The following is a 17,824-nucleotide window of genomic DNA, read 5'->3' on the forward strand; positions in this document are numbered from 1 at the left end:
TTCTGTTTTGAAAAAGAGCGTATAGCAACATTATTTTGAAAACGCATTCAAAATGTGGTTAAAACGTGTTGTACGGTTGGTTGTAAGGAGAGGGGAAAGATGTCAGAACACACAATTCGTGTAACTGTTGATGGTACAGAGTATATTTCATCTGGTAAGAAAACGATACTTCAGTTATTAAACGAAAGAGAACTTGAACACCCGCAAATTTGTCACGTACCAGAAGTAGATCCGATTCAGACATGTGATACGTGTATTGTTGAAGTAAATGGGAAATTGATGCGTGCTTGTTCAACAAAACTTGAAGACGGTATGCATATTGAAAGAAAATCAAAGCGGGCGGTTGAGGCCCAAACAGAAGCGATGGATCGGTTACTGGAAAATCATTTATTGTACTGTACTGTTTGTGATAATAATAACGGAAATTGTAAGGTGCATAATACAGTGCATATGATGGGAATTGAAGAACAGAAATATCCATATGAACCAAAAGTGAGCGCTTCAGAGGTGGATATGTCTCATCCATTTTATCGTTACGATCCAAATCAATGTATTGCATGCGGGCAATGTGTAGAAGTATGTCAAAACTTACAAGTAAACGAAACATTATCAATTGATTGGAATTTAGATCGTCCGCGTGTAATTTGGGATAATGGTGTATCGATTAATGATTCGTCTTGTGTAAGTTGTGGTCAATGTGTAACTGTTTGTCCATGTAATGCCTTAATGGAAAAGTCTATGCTTGGAGAAGCTGGCTTTATGACAGGGCTAAAACAAGATGTATTAAATCCAATGATTGATTTTGTTAAGGATGTAGAACCGGGTTATAGCAGTATTTTAGCTGTTTCGGAAGTTGAGGCGGCAATGCGTAAAACGAAAATAAATAAAACGAAAACCGTTTGTACGTTTTGCGGTGTAGGATGTTCATTTGAAGTATGGACGAAAGATCGTCAAATTTTAAAAGTACAGCCTGTATCAGATGCACCAGTAAACGGGATTTCAACGTGTGTAAAAGGAAAGTTTGGCTGGGATTTTGTAAATAGTGAAGAGCGTATTACAAAGCCGCTTATCCGTCAAGGAGACATGTTTGTTGAAGCAACCTGGGAAGAAGCGATGGAAGTTGTTGCAGCAAATATGAGTCATATTAAAAATCAATACGGCAGTGATGCTTTTGGTTTTATTTCTTCTTCTAAAGTAACAAATGAAGAGAACTATTTAATGCAAAAGCTTGCGCGCCAAGTATACGGAACAAATAACGTGGATAACTGTTCCCGTTACTGTCAATCACCGGCAACAGACGGTCTATTCAAAACTGTAGGCATGGGCGGTGACGCAGGGACAATTAAAGATATCGCAGAGGCTGGACTTGTTATTATTGTTGGGGCAAACCCAACAGAAGGTCATCCAGTTCTTGCAACGCGTGTGAAACGTGCACATAAACTACATGATCAAAAATTAATCGTGGCTGATTTACGTAAACATGAAATGGCAGAGCGTGCCGATTTATTTGTTCACCCGCGTCAAGGTACAGATTATGTTTGGCTTGCAGGTGTAACGAAATATATGATCGATCAAGATTGGCATGATAAAGCATTTTTAGCTGAAAACGTAAAGAACTTTGATGAGTATAAAACGATGTTAGAGAAGTATACGCTTGATTATACAGAAAGTATAACGGGGATTTCTAAAGATACATTAAAAGAAATGGCAAAAATGATTCGTGATGCAGATGGAACGTGTGTACTTTGGGGCATGGGTGTTACCCAAAATACAGGTGGAAGTACAACATCTGCTGCTATCTCAAACTTGCTGCTTGTAACAGGTAACTACCGTCGTCCTGGTGCAGGAGCATACCCACTGCGTGGACATAATAACGTACAAGGTGCTTGTGATATGGCAACATTACCAAACTGGTTGCCTGGTTATCAAGCGATATCCGATGATGCACTGCGCGCGAAATTTGAAAGAGCATACGGCGTTTCTATTCCGAAAGAGCCAGGGTTAAATAATATTGCGATGCTGATTGCTGCAGAAGCAGGGGAATTACGTGGTATGTATGTCATGGGAGAAGAAATGGCATTAGTTGATTCTAACGCGAATCATGTGCAGCACATTTTAGAGAATCTTGATTTTCTTATTGTACAAGATATGTTCTTAACAAAAACAGCTCGTTTTGCAGATGTTATTTTACCGGCAGCACCAAGTTTAGAAAAAGAAGGAACATTTACGAATACAGAACGCCGCATTCAACGTTTATACGAAGTAATGCCGCCGCTTGGTGATTCGAAACCAGATTGGTGGATTCTTCAAAAGGTAGCTCGTACGCTAGGGGCAAATTGGAATTATGAACATCCAAGCGAAATTATGGATGAAATTGCATCGCTTGCTCCGTTATATTCACAGGCAACATATGACCGTTTAGAAGGATGGAATAGCTTGTGCTGGGGTAGCCATGATGGAAGTGATACACCATTATTATATGTAGATGGATTTAATTTTCCTGATAAAAAGGCACGTCTATCACTTAATGAATGGATACCGCCAGTCGAGGCGCCGGAAGAATATGATTTATTATTAAATAATGGCCGAATGCTCGAACATTTCCATGAGGGGAATATGACAAAAAAATCGGCAGGTATTTTATCGAAAATGTCAGAGGTATTTGTTGAGATTTCTCCAGAGCTAGCGATGGAGCGAAATGTGAAAGATGGTAGTCTCGTAGAACTTGCATCACCGTTTGGAAAAATAAAAGTTCCAGCACTTATCACAGATCGTGTAACTGGAAACGAATTATATTTACCGATGCATGCAACAGTAAATGAAGAAGCAATTAATATTTTAACAGGAACGGCGACAGATCTTTATACATGTACACCGGCGTATAAACAAACGCGTGTGAAAATGCGTGTGCTGCGTGAAAAAGGAAATCGTCCGCTTCCAGCTTCCAACCCGCGAAATAAAAAACGTCATCCACAAAATGGTGTAGAAATAGAGAAGAAATGGCAACGAAAACAATATGTATCACTTGTGGATGAAAACTAGGGGGGAGCACTGTGGCAAAAGAAATTACGATGATTCAAAAAACGGTTTTAACAGAGGAACAAACAAAGCAACAACTATCTAAAGAGTTATTACAACAAGTAGAAGAGAATCAAGAGGCAATTGAAGAAACAATTCAATTGTTAGCGCAGCTTCAAAAAGCGGGATTGTTAGATGCTGCAGTGAGCTTGCTGGAAGCGAAAGAAGATGTTTCGAAAATTGCAATTGAACAACTAAACCGTGAACCAGTGAAGAATGCATTAAATAATATAATGGGTGCAGGAGAAGCGTTATCTTCAGTAGACCCAGAAGTGACCAAGCAAGTAACATCTAGTTTAGTTACAGGTTTACAATATGCAACAGATGAATTAAAAAAAGGCAAGAAAACAAGTGTAATGGATTTCTTTAAAGTATTACGAGATCCAGATATAAATCGAGCAATTACATTTGGATTTAACTTTTTGAAAGCATTTGGCCAAGGACTAGAAAAGAAGAAATGATGTGAAAAATAGGCTGCTAGCTAAATACTAGTAGCCTATTTTTTTGTATAAAGAGATCTGTACTAAATTGTTGTCAGTATAAATAGGATGGTAGAAGAGTACAACAAAGGAGGCTCGGAATGGAACGGTATCGTATCATTGGGAAAAGTGTTAAGCGAAAAGAAGGTGCTGATAAGGTAACGGGAAGAGCGAAGTATATTAATGATGAAATAGAGGTTGGTACGCTATATGCGAAACTTCTTACTAGTACATATGCGCATGCTTACATTAAGAGTATAGATATTCGTGAAGCGAAGAAAGTACAGGGCGTACATGCTGTGATAACAGGGGCAGATTATCCTATTCTTGTGGGTTCAAGTATCGTTGATCGCCCTCTGTTGGCCTTTGAGAAAGTAAGGTATTTTGGTGAACCTGTTGCGCTTGTTGTAGCGGATAATGAAGCGATTGCAAGAGAGGCAACGACACGAATCCGTGTGATATATGAAGAGCTTCCGGCTATTCGTTCGCCCTTGCAGGCCTATAACGAATCAAACATATTAGTCCATGAACATGTGGAACAATACAAATTAGAAGATAAAGTATACCCAAAACCAAATACAAATATTGCAAATCGGACGAAAATTCGTAAAGGGGATATTCAAAAAGGATTTGCTAACAGTGATGCGATTGTCGAGGAAACATTTTCTTTTCGGCAATCCGATCATGCAGCGATGGAAACACGGTGTGCTAGGGTAGAAATTAAGCCTAATGGAGACGTTATTGTTCATTCTACCTCACAGGCTCCTTTTGAAATCAAGAGGCTGTTAAGTAAAGCGTTTCAAATTGATGAAGGGAAAGTCATTGTATATGTACCGTTAGTCGGAGGCGCATATGGCGGAAAAACAGCGGTACAACTTGAATATTTAGCATATCTTGCTTCAAAAGCAGTAGGGGGAAGACGAGTTACTCTTCGAAATAGTAGGGAAGAAGATTTTATAACGTCTCCTGTTCATATCGGTTTACAAGCAAAAGTAAAGCTTGGATGCACAAAAGATGGAAAGCTGCAAGGAGCCGAAATTTTGTATTTATTTGACGGCGGTGCTTATGCTGATCGGGCAGTAAAAATGAGTCAGGCGGCTGGACTGGACTGCACAGGCCCATATGCTATCGAGAATGTTTGGTGTGATTCTCTTGCTATGTATACAAATCATACATATGCAACGTCGTTTAGAGGTTTTGGACATTCGGAGTATACGTTTGTAATGGAACGAACGATTGATATACTTGCTCAGAAGTTAGGGATGTGTCCGCTTAAGTTTCGCCTGAAAAATTCGATTAGACCAGGAGATACAACACCGACACAAATACCTGTCACATCAAGTAATACGGGAGATGTAACAGCGTGTTTACAAAAATTAAAATCGCTTATAAATTGGGAAGAGGGAAATAAAGTTGTTCTATCTAATGGCATGGTACGTACAAAAGGGATTAGCTGCTTCTGGAAAAATTCGACTACACCAAGTGATGCCGGAGCAGGTGCTGTGTTAACCTTTAACGGTGATGGTAGTGTAAATATCAATTGCGGTGCTGTTGAAATTGGGCAAGAAACAAAAACGGTGCTCACACAAATGGTTGCAGAGAAAATGAACATGAATGTTGATGATGTGCATATTATGATGGAAGTCAATACACAAGTTTCTCCAAAACATTGGAAAACAGCAGCAAGTCGAACGACACTCCTTGTTGGAAATGCGGTTGTAATGGCTGCAGAAGATGCAATGAGACAGTTGCGACAAACGGCTTCAAATTTACTTGGATACCCAGTGGAAGAATTAGAGATTGCAGGAAAACAAGTATATGTTAAAACGAATCCAAATATATATGTACCTTTTTCTAAAATTGTGTTTGGGTATGTAGATTCGAATGGAAATGTAAAAGGAACAGAAGTAGTAGGGAAAGGGAGTTACGTACTTGAGGGACTTACAGACATTGATTATGAGACAGGGAAAGGCAGACAAGGACCTGAATGGGGAGTAGGAGCGCAAGCAGTAGAAGTGGAGTTTAATCCTAAAGACTATACATATCGACTATTGAATGCTGTAACAGTTGCAGATGCGGGAACAGTTTTAAATAGAAAGGGAGCAGAGACGCAAATTATGGGAGCCATGAGTATGGGGTTAAGTTTTGCAACGCGAGAAACCTTTCACTATGATGCAAAAGAAAGGAACTTGAATCATCAGTTTCGTTCTTATAAAGTAATCCATTACGGACAACAGCCGAAGTATATAGTGGATTTTGTAGAGGTACCGCATGAGCAAGCTGCATTTGGTTCTAGAGGACTTGGGGAACATGGAATTATTGGCATGCCGGCAGCTTTAGCGAATAGTCTATCAATTGCGGCCGATATTTCACTGCGAAATTTACCGCTTATTCCGGAATTAATTTGGAAAGAAAAGCAAAAAAAGGAGAAGGGATTGTATGATACCATTTGATTTTGAGTATTATCGTCCGGATTCTATTCAAGAAGCTATTCGGTTATTTCAGCAGCTAGATAAAGAGGGAAAGAAGCCGCTCTACTATGGAGGCGGCACAGAAATTATTACGCTGGGGCGTTCGCAGCGGATTCGAACAAAAGCTGTTATTGATATAAAAGATATTCCGGAATGTAATGTTTGTGAATGGAAGGATGACAAACTTTTCCTTGGTGCAACATTGACGATAACAAATGTTCAAGAAGCGCAGGTTTTTCCGCTCCTTGGTGAAACTGCTGGCCGAGCTGCAGATCGCACAGCAAGAAATAAAATTACGATTGGTGGAAATGTCGCGGGAAGGATTAGATATAAGGAGGCGGTTCTGCCTTTTTTACTAGCTGATAGTACATTTGTCATTGCAGGAACAGAGGGTATGAAATATGTACCTGCTCACCAAGCCTTTGTGGAAAAATTACAATTACAAAAGGGCGAGTTTCTTGTACAAATCATTACAGATCGGCGGTATGTGACAGCGCCGTATTATAGTGTGAAAAAACGTCAACTAGAAAAAATTGATTATCCACTTGTGACGGTTGCAGCGATAAAATATGGAGACGAAATTCGGATGGCATGCAGCGGCTTATGTGCTTTTCCGTTTCGTTCACTTATTATGGAAGTTGCTTTAAATAATAAGCATATTTCATTAGAGAAAAGGATTGAACGCGCTTTAACTTATATTCCTGCTCCTGTGTTAGATGATATAAGAGGCTCACGTGCTTATCGTACATTTGTATTTCAGTATGTACTTCATGATATGCTGATTAAGCTTGAAGGGGTGGAAGAATCATGAGGAATGTCCAGCTTATTTTGCATGTAAATGGAGAAAGGCGAGAAGCAGTTGCCAGAATGGCTGATACGTTACTATATGTATTACGTCATGAACTTGATTTAACAGGAGCGAAGCCTGGCTGTGAAAATGGTGATTGTGGAGCTTGCACAGTTCTTGTTGATGGGACACCCATTAAGTCTTGTATTATGTTAGCCGTTGAAGCTGTTGGAAAGCAAATTACAACGATTGAAGGATTACAAGGAGCACCTATCCAACAAGCCTTTGAAGAGAAATGGGCTTTCCAATGCGGGTACTGTACACCAGGATTTATTATGAATTGCCATGGACTTGTTACACAAAGGCCTGATGCAGATGATCGAACCATTGAAGAATGGTTAAGTTCTAATATTTGCCGATGCACGAGTTATCAAGAAATTGAAGAAGCTGTAAAGTCTGTCTTACAAAAGCAGCGAGGGGATTCATAATGGCTTCCACATATGATGTATTAGAAGCGTTATTATGTTGTGAGAAACGCTGTGCATTAGCGACGATTATTCATGTTGAAGGATCGGCATATAGAAAAGAAGGAACGATGATGCTTTTCCGAGAAGATGGTACAAAAGTAGGAATGCTAAGTGCAGGTTGCATAGAAGAAGAACTTTCCTACTATGCTGCAGATGTTATGGAGCATAACACTTGGGATATTCATACATTTAATACGAAAGCAGAAGATGATTTGTCTTGGGGAGTAGGATGTAATGGTATCATTCATGTATTAGTAGAACATATAGATGATAACTATAAAGCGATTTTACAAGATTTATATATTCGCCTTGCAAATGGTTCCTCCGCTTGGATGGTGAAAAACCTTTCCTTAGAGCAAACTGTACTTATATATAATAATGGTAATACGCGTGGTAATTGGGAAGGACCTATTCCATCGACGACTTACTTGAAAAATGGTTTACAAGATACACATTATAGTCAACATTTTATACCAAAGCCCCGCCTTTTTATTTTTGGCGCAGGAGAAGATGCAAAGCCACTCGTTCGTTTTGCGAAGGAAACGAGCTTCTTTGTAACAGTTTGCGATTGGCGGGAGGCCTTATGTAATACCAATCACTTTCCAAATGCTGATGCATGTGTGGTTGGCTTTCCAGTAGAAATGATACAAAAACTTTCATTACATCCAAGTGATTTTCTTGTAATTATGACGCATCACTTTGAAAAAGATCGACAATTACTATCTCTCTTATTAGAAAAAAATGTTCGTTATATAGGTGTTTTAGGACCACGTCATCGTACAGAGCGCTTATTAGAAGGTAAACCAATCCCTCATCAACTCCATTTTCCTGTTGGAATTTCAATTGGTGCACAAGGTCCAAGTGAAATTTCCATTAGTATCATGGCTGAAATCATCGGGCAGTTGCGGGGGAAGTGAGATGAAGATCATTGGTGTATACTTGGCGGCTGGAAATAGTAGACGAATGGGACCGGGAATACATAAACTTTCTCTTCCTTTACATAATGAACCACTAGGTAATGCAGCCCTCAAAACTGCTTTATCCTCAAATCTCTCCGATATTATTATTGTCACAAATGATGCGAATTGGGTTTCACAATCATTACGATATGAGAACGTGCACATTCTTTCTTGTTCCCACTCTAGTCAAGGACAATCATATTCACTTCGCTGCGGTGTTAAGAAAGCAATGCATATGAAAGCGGATGGAATTGTTGTCTTACTTGCTGATCAACCCTTTATTAAAACAGAGCTAATTAATGAATTAATAGATTGTTATAAACAAAATGAAACGGCCTATTATGTAGCAGCAAAGTATCGTGGAATTGCAAGACCGCCTGTTTTGTTTGCAAAGAAAACATTTCCTTTCTTGCAAACGTTAAAAGGTGACCAAGGAGCTCGTACTATTTTTCAAGAGTCATTTGTAAAGGGCATAACGATATCATATGAAGAAGCGGCCTTTTTTTATGATGTGAATAGTTGGAGTGATTATACGAAAATAATAAAGTGATGAATGTATTTGGTACAAGAAAATAAGCAAAAAATACTCAATGATAAAAAAGCCTTAGAAAAAAATTGAGCAACGAATCGAACAACGTTATATAACAAAAAAACTAGCCTAGTAATGGCTAGTTTTTTATTCATGCACTAGTTGGCATAAAATCTAATTATTGGAAGTCATTCTTCTTGGCACTTATTTTTCTTCCACATATATTTCTTAGATGTTCCCCAATACATTCATTCTTGAGAGGATGATAATATTAGCATATCCAAGTTTGGCAAATTTCTCATACCAGAGCCTTGAATTTCTTTCATTTTATTTGTATCAATAATATGGATTGTTCGATCAGAAAGTTTAATTATTCCATCCTTATTCCATTTTTGGATAATTTTATTTACGGTAATACGAGATGTGCCAATGTAACGGGCAAATGATGTTTGATTAATGGTAAACTTACCATTTTCGTTAACAAGCTTTAGTAAATAGTGTGCCATTTGTTGCTCAACAGGGCTATCAAGAAAAGCAATAATTTCTGCCAATAATCTGAATTTATAAATTAAGGAATTTGTAAATATGGTTGTTGCATTGGGGTGTTTTTTACATATTTTTGTTAATGCTTCATCAGAGAAATGATACAAAACTGAAGGGGATGTTGTGATTGCAGTAGTTAAATAGGATTCTTTATTAATTCCATTCTCCCCAAACAGCATACCTTCTGGAACATAGTTAACGGTACGCTCTTCTCCTTTATCGGATAGAATTGTAATTTTTATTTCTCCTCTGCTTAAGTAATAAAATCCTTTTCCGCCGCTTCCTTGGTGGTAAATAACTGTATTTTCTTTCATCTCCATAAATTTTCCATATTTTAAAAATGGACTCCATGCGTAGCGAAGATTTAACATTCGAACCCCTTTTCTGATAAATAATGTGTTTTTTCTTAAGGCTATGCTTACTTTAGGTAATACAACAGAAATTTTATATTTCAAATAATTCCCCTCTTTTTATCTCTACCGAAGTGGATAATTAAGGAATATACACTAAATGAATGTTAGAGGAAAAAGTTTGTACTATATGCGTTAAGCACAAGTGTCTATGAATTGATAACATAGTTTCTTAACAAATCTGGATTTGTAATTATAAATTTTCGCTTTTGAATGTCTATTATATTTTCTTTCTGCCATTGTTTTAATATTTTGTATACAGTTATTCGTGTTAAGCCTGTACACTTCACGAGATCTTGTTGTGTTAGAAGAACTTCGTAATTTTTAAATTCATAACAAATATTTAGAAGGATTGAGGCAATTTGTTTCTCTGCAGAATGCGTGTTTAAATGAATTTGCTCAGTAAGAATGCGCATTTTTTGGATTACCGTTTTTGCAAAAAGGTTTAATAACGTTGGATGTAAGCTTATGAGTTCCTGGAACCTTTCATAAGAAAAATAATAGAGTATGGAGTCTTTTGCTGTTATAGCCGTTGTAAAGTGAACCTGTCGATCCATTGTTTGGACACCTAATAATTGGCCAGGGACTACGATATTTAACATACGGTCACTTTCCTTTGTTGTAGAGGTAATCACTTTAACTAAGCCCTTATGAACATAGTAAAAGCCATCTCCGATTGTACCCTGTTCATATACCACTGTTTTTTCCTTGAAAAATTGCCTAGTTCCAAATTTTAAATACTCATTCCAAATAATGTGATTATTAAAGAACATAATCATAGTATTCACTCCTAGAATATTTATTTTTGAAAATTAAGAATATTTATTCTGGATCTATCAGAACTGCCCCCGCTTTATAAGGAAATAAAAGTAATCGGTACCATAATATTTAGTTATATTAAATTGGTTTTCAATGAATATTCTTTGATGGGGAATCTACTTCATATATAATTGGTAGCGCTTTCTTTTTAAGGGATTTGATTACCTTTTATAGGATAAGACTCTTTAAATCATTTCTATCATACCTGCGCCGAAAAAAATTAAAAATGTTAAATACTTTACACTAGTTTAAATTTAAATGTATTTAAAATCAATATAACACAGATTATTATCTGAAAAATCAATAAAATGTTAACTAGATTACAGTTGTCCAAATGATTCATCACTATAATATGCCTTAGGTAAGCAATATCAATTGAGATCTGTAAAAAATTTTGAAGGAAGTGGCAAATGAAAGGACATTAAAAGCAGCTTATCGATAATTTACTGAGTCTTCAGTGGAATTATCGAGCGATGATTTAAGTTAATCTTGTTTAAAGAGAATATTATTTGAAATCAAAGAGATGAAAAGATAAAAAACTATAAAACTATAAAACTAGGAGGATTGTTATGGGAATCCGTACAGGTGATCAATATATTAATGCTGTAAAGTCTCGAAAACCAGAGGTATGGCTCGCAGGAAAAAAAGTTGAAAACGTGTTTGATGAGCCAGTATTAAAACAGACGGTGCTAGAAATCGCAAAGCTATATGATATGCAACATAATCCGGAATATCAAGATAAGATTACCCACATCTGTGAAGAAACTGGAGAAAGAGTGAACAATGCGTTTTTGGTTCCAAAAAACTATGAAGATTTAACGAAACGCAGGGCGGCATTTGAAGCTTATGCAAAGGCTACTTTTGGTTTAATGGGAAGATCTCCGGACTTTTTAAACATAGTAATTACCTCAATGTATAGTAATTCTGACTTTTTTGAAGGATACAATAAGCAATGGGCTGAAAATATACGCAAATATTATCGCCATGTTCGCGATAATGATTTGTTTTTAACACATGCCATTATCAATCCTCAAAATGACCGAAGCAAATCTTCTCATGAGCAACAGGATATGTTCACTCATTTAGGAGTCGTTGAAGAGACGTCTGAAGGACTTGTCGTGAGAGGTGCTAAATTTTTAGCTACACTTGCTCCTGTCACAGACGAAGTTATTATCTATACCTTCCCAGGATACAAACCTGGTGATGAACGTTATGCGCTATCATTTGCGCTGCCAATTGATACGCCAGGTCTTCGAATCATTTGCCGTGAACCGATGCAGGATGGAACCCGTCCGTTGTTCGATCATCCATTAGCATCACGCTTTGAAGAAATGGATGCGCTGTTAGTCTTTAAGGATGTTTTAGTTCCTTGGGATCGAGTATTTATTTATAACAATGTGGAAGCCGCAAACCTTCTTTATCCAAAAACAGGAATCGCACAGCAGCCAGCGCATCAGTCTGCAGTGAGAGGGCTCTTAAAACTTCAATTTGCTACAGAAGTAACATGCAGGTTAGCTGATTCAATTGGAGTAGATGGATTTTTACATGTTCAAGAAAGCCTTGGGGAGTTACTCCAAGCTGTGGAATCCATAAGGGCATTATTGCGTGTTGCAGAGTATGAGTATGAGACTAACCCTAAGGGTGAGGCTATGCCAAATTGGGAGCCTCTTGAAACGATTCGTGGTTTATTGCCAAAGATGTATCCGCGTGCCATTGAACTGATGCAAACTATAGGAGCTGGCGGATTATTGTTGTCTCCAACTGGTGCTGATTTTGAAAGTCCGGAATTGAGAGAAGATATGGATCGTTATTATGTTGGAAGAGCGGGCGTATCTGCAACAGAACGTGTAAGCGTATTCAAGTTAGCTTGGGATTTGTGCGGCGAAGCTTTCGGTCAACGATTACTTCAATATGAACGTTATTATACAGGTGATCCAATCCGGAAAAAAGCTATATTTTACAATTCAATTAAACGTCAGCGTACATTTGATATGGTTGATGACGCATTACAAGTAAGTAAGTTGAAAGAAATAGTAACAAATAAATAGATATAGAGTTTATCTGTAAATACATGAAATTTGTGTTCACGATTCAACTTGAAACAGCTTTTAATCCCAAGAGGAGGCGGGGGATATGGAAACGCATGTAAATGAAATTTTAAGGTTACCTGGATCGGTGATAGCAATTGGCGCTTTTGATGGAGTTCATCAAGGACACCAAGCTGTGATTAGAGAAGCGGTGAAAAAAGCTAGGATTCTAGGGGTACCAAGTGTGGTATATACTTTTGATCCGCCTCCTCGACATTGTTTCCAAGGTGCACGTATTTTGACACCAGTTCCAAAAAAATTGGTTCGATTGGAACAGTTGGGAATAGATCATGTAATCATTGCAAGGTTCGATGAATTATATGCTAGTCGCCACCCTCTTGATTTTATTAAAAATTTAATGAATCTGAATCCTTTAGAAATCATGGTGGGAGAAGATTTCCGCTTTGGAAAAAACAGGGAAGGGGATATAAATCTTCTGGCACAGCATTTTTGTGTTCAAATTGCTCAACCTGTTTGTTGTTCAGATGGAATCCTGATTTCGTCTACTAGAATACGTCAATTGATTTCCAAAGGAGACATCAAACAATCTTATTCTTTATTAGGATGGCCGCTTGGAAGCTAGGGTTTGAAAGAATTAATATTGTCCATCGTCGTTATGATGAAGGGGAAATTTGGAGGTTAACCTGGATAAATCGATATATTAAGAGTTTTATTCGATAGAGTAGGGTAATGAAGAGTTTTTAGGAGGATAGATTAGGATGAAATTATTGGGTATATCCGGAACGATTATTGGTGCGAAACCGCGTATTGTCGTGGAAAAAGTATTAGAGGAAGCGAAGCGTCTGCATCCTGAAATTGAAGTGGAATTGTTAGATTTGAAGGATTATAATGTCCAGTTTTGTGATGGCCGAGATCCATCCACTTACAATGAGGATACGAAAAAGGTTATAGATATGGTTTCTTCGGCTGATTTTTATATTATTGGTACTCCGATTTTTCAGGGATCTCTCACAGGAGCTCTAAAAAACCTATTTGACTTGATCCATCCACAAGCTCTTCGCCATAAAGTGATGGGATTTATTGCTACAGGGGGGACTTATCAACATTACCTGGTGATTGAAAATCAATTAAAACCAATCGCTGGTTACTTCCGCGCCTATGTGGCACCGGGCTCTGTTTACGCTCATACCGATCATTTTAATAAGCAGAATGAAATAGTGGATGAGGAAGTATTAAGCAGAATTGCGGATTTGGCTAAAGAAGTAGTATTGATGCAAAAAGGATTAAAGAATAATGCATTAGCTCCGTTGTAATGCGTCTGAATGGTAATTTGGTTTTTAATTTTGTAAACGGGGGATTCCAATGCCTATTGTTGAACTGAAAATTATCGAGGGTCGAGATCAAGAAGTAAAAGAACGTTTGATTGAGAATGTAACACAAACGGTATCCGAAACGTTAGCGGTTTCTCCTGAAAGGGTTAGGGTATTAATTTACGATATTCCATCGACACACTGGGCAATTGGTGGAACAACGGTGGAAAAAAGAAGAGGCTGAAAATAGAAAACATTCATCTTTGTTTTCGCTTCAAAATAAAGTGTCAAGAAATACAGCCAATATTAAATGATATGAGGAGTGTATAAAACGATGAAAATGACGAGCGCATTCAAACCGATTAATTTGTGGAAGTTTATCGAGGAAAATAAAGATCAGCTAAAACCACCAGTAAATAATAAAGTGATTTGGAAAGATTCAGAGTTAATGTTTATGGTACTTGGAGGCCCGAATAAACGACGTGATTTTCACGTAGATCCCTCAGCGGAAATTTTCTATCAACTACAAGGAGATTGTTACGTTGAAATTATTAATGAAGAAGGAAAGCGAGAAGTAATCACTGTAAAAGAAGGAGAAGTATTTTTACTCCCTCCGAATGTTCCACATTCTCCACACAGGGTTGCGGATACAATCGGTATTGTTATAGAACGTAACAGGAATGAAGGTGAATTAGAGGATTTTGTATGGTTCTGCGATGAGTGTGATTCTGAAATGCATCGGATTAGTGTTCAATTAACCAATATTGAAGTTCAAGTAAAAGAAGCCATCAACCAGTTCAATGGCAGCCTGGAATTGCGAACATGCAAACATTGCGGACATGTTATGTCGCCGGAAGCGAGTGAATGGAAATGCGAATAGATTTTCATACACATATTATTCCGGAAAGCTTTCCGGACTTTGCCGAGAAGTATGGAGGGGAACGCTGGCCGGTGCTGCAACGGACGTGTACGTGCGGTGCATCTATTATGGTGGGAGGAAAGAACTTCCGCGATGTAACCGATCAGGTGTGGTGTCCTGAAAAACGTATAGCGGATATGGATCGTGAAGGAGTAGACATTCAAGTATTGTCACCGATTCCTGTTACTTTTTCTTATTGGGCGGAGCCGAAGCATGCGGCGGAAATGGCACGAATTCAAAATGACTTCATTGCCGAAACGGTTGCAAAGTATCCCGATCGCTTCGTTGGATTAGGGACGGTTCCGATGCAGGATGGACCAACCGCTGTAAAAGAGATGGAACGCTGCATGAACGAATTACAGCTGCATGGGATTGAAATCGGTACGAACGTAAACGGCCAAAATTTAGATGATCCTTCCTTCATCGAATTTTTCCAAATGGCTGAGAAGTGGGAAGTGCCTCTTTTTATTCATCCATGGGAAACGTTAGGCCGTGATCGAATGCCGAATCATAATTTCATGTACACAGTAGGGATGCCGAGTGAAACGGCTCTTGCTGCGGCGACGTTAGTATGGAGCGGTATCATGGAGAAGTTTTCAAGATTGAAAGTTTGTTTTGCGCATGGAGGCGGATCCTTCCCATACATACTTCCTCGATTAGATAAAGGGTGGGAAGTATGGCCGCATTTACGGTTGACGACACATCCTCCAAGTCACTATGCAAAGCAGTTTTATTTTGATTCGTTAAATTATGACCCACTAAATATTAAATACATGATTGAGCGTTTCGGACATGAGAAGATTTTCATGGGTTCGGATTATCCGTTTTTGCTTCGTGAAATCGACCCTGGAAAAGTCATCGACGAAACGATTGAATTAACAGAGCAGCAAAAAGCAGATATGCTGGGCGGCAATGCTGCCAAGTTTTTAAATATTGAAAAGAAGAAAAGAGGAGCTGTCTATGCCAACAGTGCAAACGCCGGAGAGTAGATTAAAGGAAATGGGATTAACGCTGTCACCCGTTCGTTCTGCGGTAGGAAATTACGTGAGCTGCGTACGGACAGGAAACTTATTGTTTACAGCTGGACAGGGTGTTGACCAATATCATGGGAAATTGGGAAGAGATTTGACAGTTGAAGAGGGTTATCTGGCCGCCCGTCAATCGATGCTAAATTTATTGAGTGCTGTCAGCCATGAGCTGGGCGGGTTAAGCAAAGTGAAGCGTGTTGTCAAAATTCTTGGATTTGTGAATAGTACGGAAGATTTTACGTCTCAGCCTAAAGTGATGGATGGGGCTTCTGACTTGCTTGTGAAAGTATTCGGCGAAAAAGGGAAGCATGGCCGCTCTGCAGTGGGAATGGCTCAATTGCCGAACAATACAGCCGTTGAAATTGAAATGATTTTAGAGATTGAGGAATAGGAGGAGGGATCGTATGAGCAATATTTTAGAAAATCAAATAAAAATCAAGGACGCAAAGCTATTTATTAATGGCGAATATATAGACTCGATTTCCGGAGAGACATTCGATACGATCGATCCTTCGACCAATCGAAAGTTAGCATCTGTGGCGAATGCAAATGAGCAAGATGTTGAAAAGGCAATTAAAGTGGCTCAGCACACGTTTGAAAGTGGTATTTGGAGTGAAATGCCAGTTGAAGAGAGATCGAAAATTCTTTGCAGAATGTCTGATCTTGTGATGGAAAGAGTCGATGAGTTAGCTATAATCGAAACGCTTGATGTAGGGAAGCCAATTAAAGAGAGCCGGGGTTTTGATATTCCTAGAGCGGCATCCAATCTACGTTTCTTTGCCGAAATGGCCAAATATATCAATCACGAACATTATGATCAATCTAAGCACATGAGCTATTCGAAATATGCACCAGCAGGTGTAACGAGCTTGATCATTCCATGGAATCTTCCTTTTATGCAAATGACTTGGAAGGCATCCGCAGCATTAGCTGCCGGGAATACCGTGATTGTGAAGCCAGCTTCTTATACTCCTCTCAGTGCTGTGATGTTAGGGGAGATTGCTAATGAAGCAGGTCTTCCTCCGGGTGTATTGAATATTATTACAGGTCCAGGTGGAACGGTTGGTACAGCAATGACGACTCACCCTCATGTTCGACGTATTTCTTTTGTTGGGGAAACTACTACTGGAAAAACGGTTATGAAGAATGCAGCTTCCCAGTTAATTCCTGTATCACTTGAATTAGGTGGAAAGTCAGCTAACATTGTTTTTGAAGATGCAGACCTGGATGAGGCAGTAAAAGGTTCAATTGAGGCCATTTTTAGGAATCAAGGAGAAATATGCTTAGCTGGATCCCGCTTATTGGTACAAGAAAGTGTGTATGATAAATTCCTAGAAAAGTTTGTTGAGGCTGTGAGGAAGATTAAAGTTGGAAATCCATTGGATGAAGATACAGATATGGGTGCTCTTGTTTCCAGTGGTCATTTGGAAACAGTGGATAATTATGTACAAATCGGGATTTCTGAAGGTGCGAAGCTTGCTATTGGCGGTAAGCGGGTTGAAGGATTGACTGAAGGGAATTTCTACGAGCCGACTGTTTTCTACGATGTAGATAATAAGATGAGGATAGCGCAAGAAGAAATTTTTGGTCCTGTACTAGTTGTGATTCCGTTCAAAACAGAAGAACAAGCGATCCAAATTGCAAATGACTCTATTTATGGTCTTGCGGGTGTCGTTTGGACAAATGATTTACGACGTGCTAATCGTGTAGCATCTCGAGTGAATTCAGGATTGCTATGGATCAATTGTTGGTACCATAGGGATTTAAGAACACCTTTCGGAGGATCGAAGGCGAGCGGAATTGGCAGAGAAGGCGGACGCCATAGCTTTGAATTCTACACTGAAGCGAAAACTATAACAATGAAGTTATAAATTTCAAAACATAAAAGGTGGCCTATAAGCCACTTTTTATGTATCT

General features: G+C 38.6%; 18 protein-coding genes. 16 read left to right on the forward strand and 2 right to left on the reverse strand.

Going from position 1 to position 17,824, the window contains the following annotated elements; genetic code table 11:
- The first annotated feature begins 99 nt into the window (after positions 1 to 99).
- From fdhF to CN326_RS25080, 8 genes are all read left to right on the forward strand, one after another.
- The gene (fdhF, locus tag CN326_RS10600; RefSeq protein WP_098308988.1) at positions 100 to 3,042 is read left to right on the forward strand and encodes a formate dehydrogenase subunit alpha; all 2,943 of its coding nucleotides are present in this window, start codon (positions 100 to 102) and stop codon (positions 3,040 to 3,042) included.
- Between the two features lie 11 nt (positions 3,043 to 3,053).
- A complete protein-coding gene (locus CN326_RS10605) occupies positions 3,054 to 3,539 on the forward strand; it encodes a helical membrane plugin domain-containing protein (RefSeq protein WP_098308989.1) in 486 nt (161 codons plus the stop codon).
- A 119-nt stretch (positions 3,540 to 3,658) separates the two neighbouring features.
- Positions 3,659 to 6,010, forward strand: a complete 2,352-nt coding sequence (locus CN326_RS10610; protein WP_098308990.1) for a xanthine dehydrogenase family protein molybdopterin-binding subunit — start codon at positions 3,659 to 3,661, stop codon at positions 6,008 to 6,010.
- On the forward strand, positions 5,997 to 6,839 hold the full coding sequence (locus CN326_RS10615; protein WP_098308991.1) for an FAD binding domain-containing protein: 843 nt from the start codon (positions 5,997 to 5,999) through the stop codon (positions 6,837 to 6,839). Before CN326_RS10610 ends, CN326_RS10615 begins: the two co-directional genes overlap by 14 nt.
- Entirely contained in the window at positions 6,836 to 7,303 is a 468-nt protein-coding gene (locus tag CN326_RS10620) for a (2Fe-2S)-binding protein (RefSeq protein ID WP_098308992.1), read from the forward strand. Before CN326_RS10615 ends, CN326_RS10620 begins: the two co-directional genes overlap by 4 nt.
- Positions 7,303 to 8,259, forward strand: coding sequence for an XdhC family protein (locus CN326_RS10625; RefSeq protein ID WP_098308993.1), 957 nt, complete (start codon positions 7,303 to 7,305; stop codon positions 8,257 to 8,259). Before CN326_RS10620 ends, CN326_RS10625 begins: the two co-directional genes overlap by 1 nt.
- Before the next feature lies 1 nt (position 8,260).
- Positions 8,261 to 8,851: a nucleotidyltransferase family protein gene (locus CN326_RS10630; RefSeq protein ID WP_098308994.1), complete on the forward strand. Its 591-nt coding sequence runs from the start codon at positions 8,261 to 8,263 to the stop codon at positions 8,849 to 8,851.
- Positions 8,852 to 8,854: 3 nt separating this feature from the next.
- Entirely contained in the window at positions 8,855 to 8,920 is a 66-nt protein-coding gene (locus CN326_RS25080) for an FbpB family small basic protein (protein ID WP_253631069.1), read from the forward strand.
- Between the two features lie 158 nt (positions 8,921 to 9,078).
- On the opposite strand, the gene CN326_RS10635 is transcribed toward CN326_RS25080, so the two are convergent.
- On the reverse strand, positions 9,079 to 9,744 hold the full coding sequence (locus CN326_RS10635) for a Crp/Fnr family transcriptional regulator (RefSeq protein ID WP_098309101.1): 666 nt from the start codon (positions 9,742 to 9,744) through the stop codon (positions 9,079 to 9,081).
- A 188-nt stretch (positions 9,745 to 9,932) separates the two neighbouring features.
- Entirely contained in the window at positions 9,933 to 10,562 is a 630-nt protein-coding gene (locus tag CN326_RS10640) for a Crp/Fnr family transcriptional regulator (protein ID WP_098308995.1), read from the reverse strand.
- Positions 10,563 to 11,171: 609 nt separating this feature from the next.
- On the opposite strand from CN326_RS10640, the gene CN326_RS10645 reads away from it, so the two are divergent.
- The 8 genes from CN326_RS10645 to CN326_RS10680 all read left to right on the forward strand — a co-directional run bounded on the left by CN326_RS10645 (position 11,172) and on the right by CN326_RS10680 (position 17,778).
- Positions 11,172 to 12,650, forward strand: coding sequence for a 4-hydroxyphenylacetate 3-hydroxylase family protein (locus CN326_RS10645; protein ID WP_098308996.1), 1,479 nt, complete (start codon positions 11,172 to 11,174; stop codon positions 12,648 to 12,650).
- A gap of 85 nt (positions 12,651 to 12,735) precedes the next feature.
- Entirely contained in the window at positions 12,736 to 13,272 is a 537-nt protein-coding gene (locus tag CN326_RS10650; RefSeq protein ID WP_098308997.1) for an FAD synthetase, read from the forward strand.
- 136 nt (positions 13,273 to 13,408) lie between these two features.
- Positions 13,409 to 13,963: an NADPH-dependent FMN reductase gene (locus CN326_RS10655; protein ID WP_098308998.1), complete on the forward strand. Its 555-nt coding sequence runs from the start codon at positions 13,409 to 13,411 to the stop codon at positions 13,961 to 13,963.
- A 49-nt stretch (positions 13,964 to 14,012) separates the two neighbouring features.
- Entirely contained in the window at positions 14,013 to 14,204 is a 192-nt protein-coding gene (locus CN326_RS10660) for a tautomerase family protein (protein ID WP_098308999.1), read from the forward strand.
- 96 nt (positions 14,205 to 14,300) lie between these two features.
- Positions 14,301 to 14,840, forward strand: coding sequence for a 3-hydroxyanthranilate 3,4-dioxygenase (locus CN326_RS10665; RefSeq protein WP_098309102.1), 540 nt, complete (start codon positions 14,301 to 14,303; stop codon positions 14,838 to 14,840).
- A complete protein-coding gene (locus CN326_RS10670; protein WP_176524595.1) occupies positions 14,831 to 15,868 on the forward strand; it encodes an amidohydrolase family protein in 1,038 nt (345 codons plus the stop codon). Before CN326_RS10665 ends, CN326_RS10670 begins: the two co-directional genes overlap by 10 nt.
- Positions 15,840 to 16,298, forward strand: coding sequence for a RidA family protein (locus CN326_RS10675; RefSeq protein WP_098309001.1), 459 nt, complete (start codon positions 15,840 to 15,842; stop codon positions 16,296 to 16,298). Before CN326_RS10670 ends, CN326_RS10675 begins: the two co-directional genes overlap by 29 nt.
- Positions 16,299 to 16,311: 13 nt before the next feature.
- Entirely contained in the window at positions 16,312 to 17,778 is a 1,467-nt protein-coding gene (locus CN326_RS10680; RefSeq protein ID WP_098309002.1) for an aldehyde dehydrogenase, read from the forward strand.
- Positions 17,779 to 17,824 lie beyond the last annotated feature (46 nt).

This window comes from Bacillus sp. AFS018417, from assembly GCF_002560985.1.
Taxonomy (GTDB): domain Bacteria; phylum Bacillota; class Bacilli; order Bacillales; family Bacillaceae_G; genus Bacillus_A; species Bacillus_A rhizoplanae.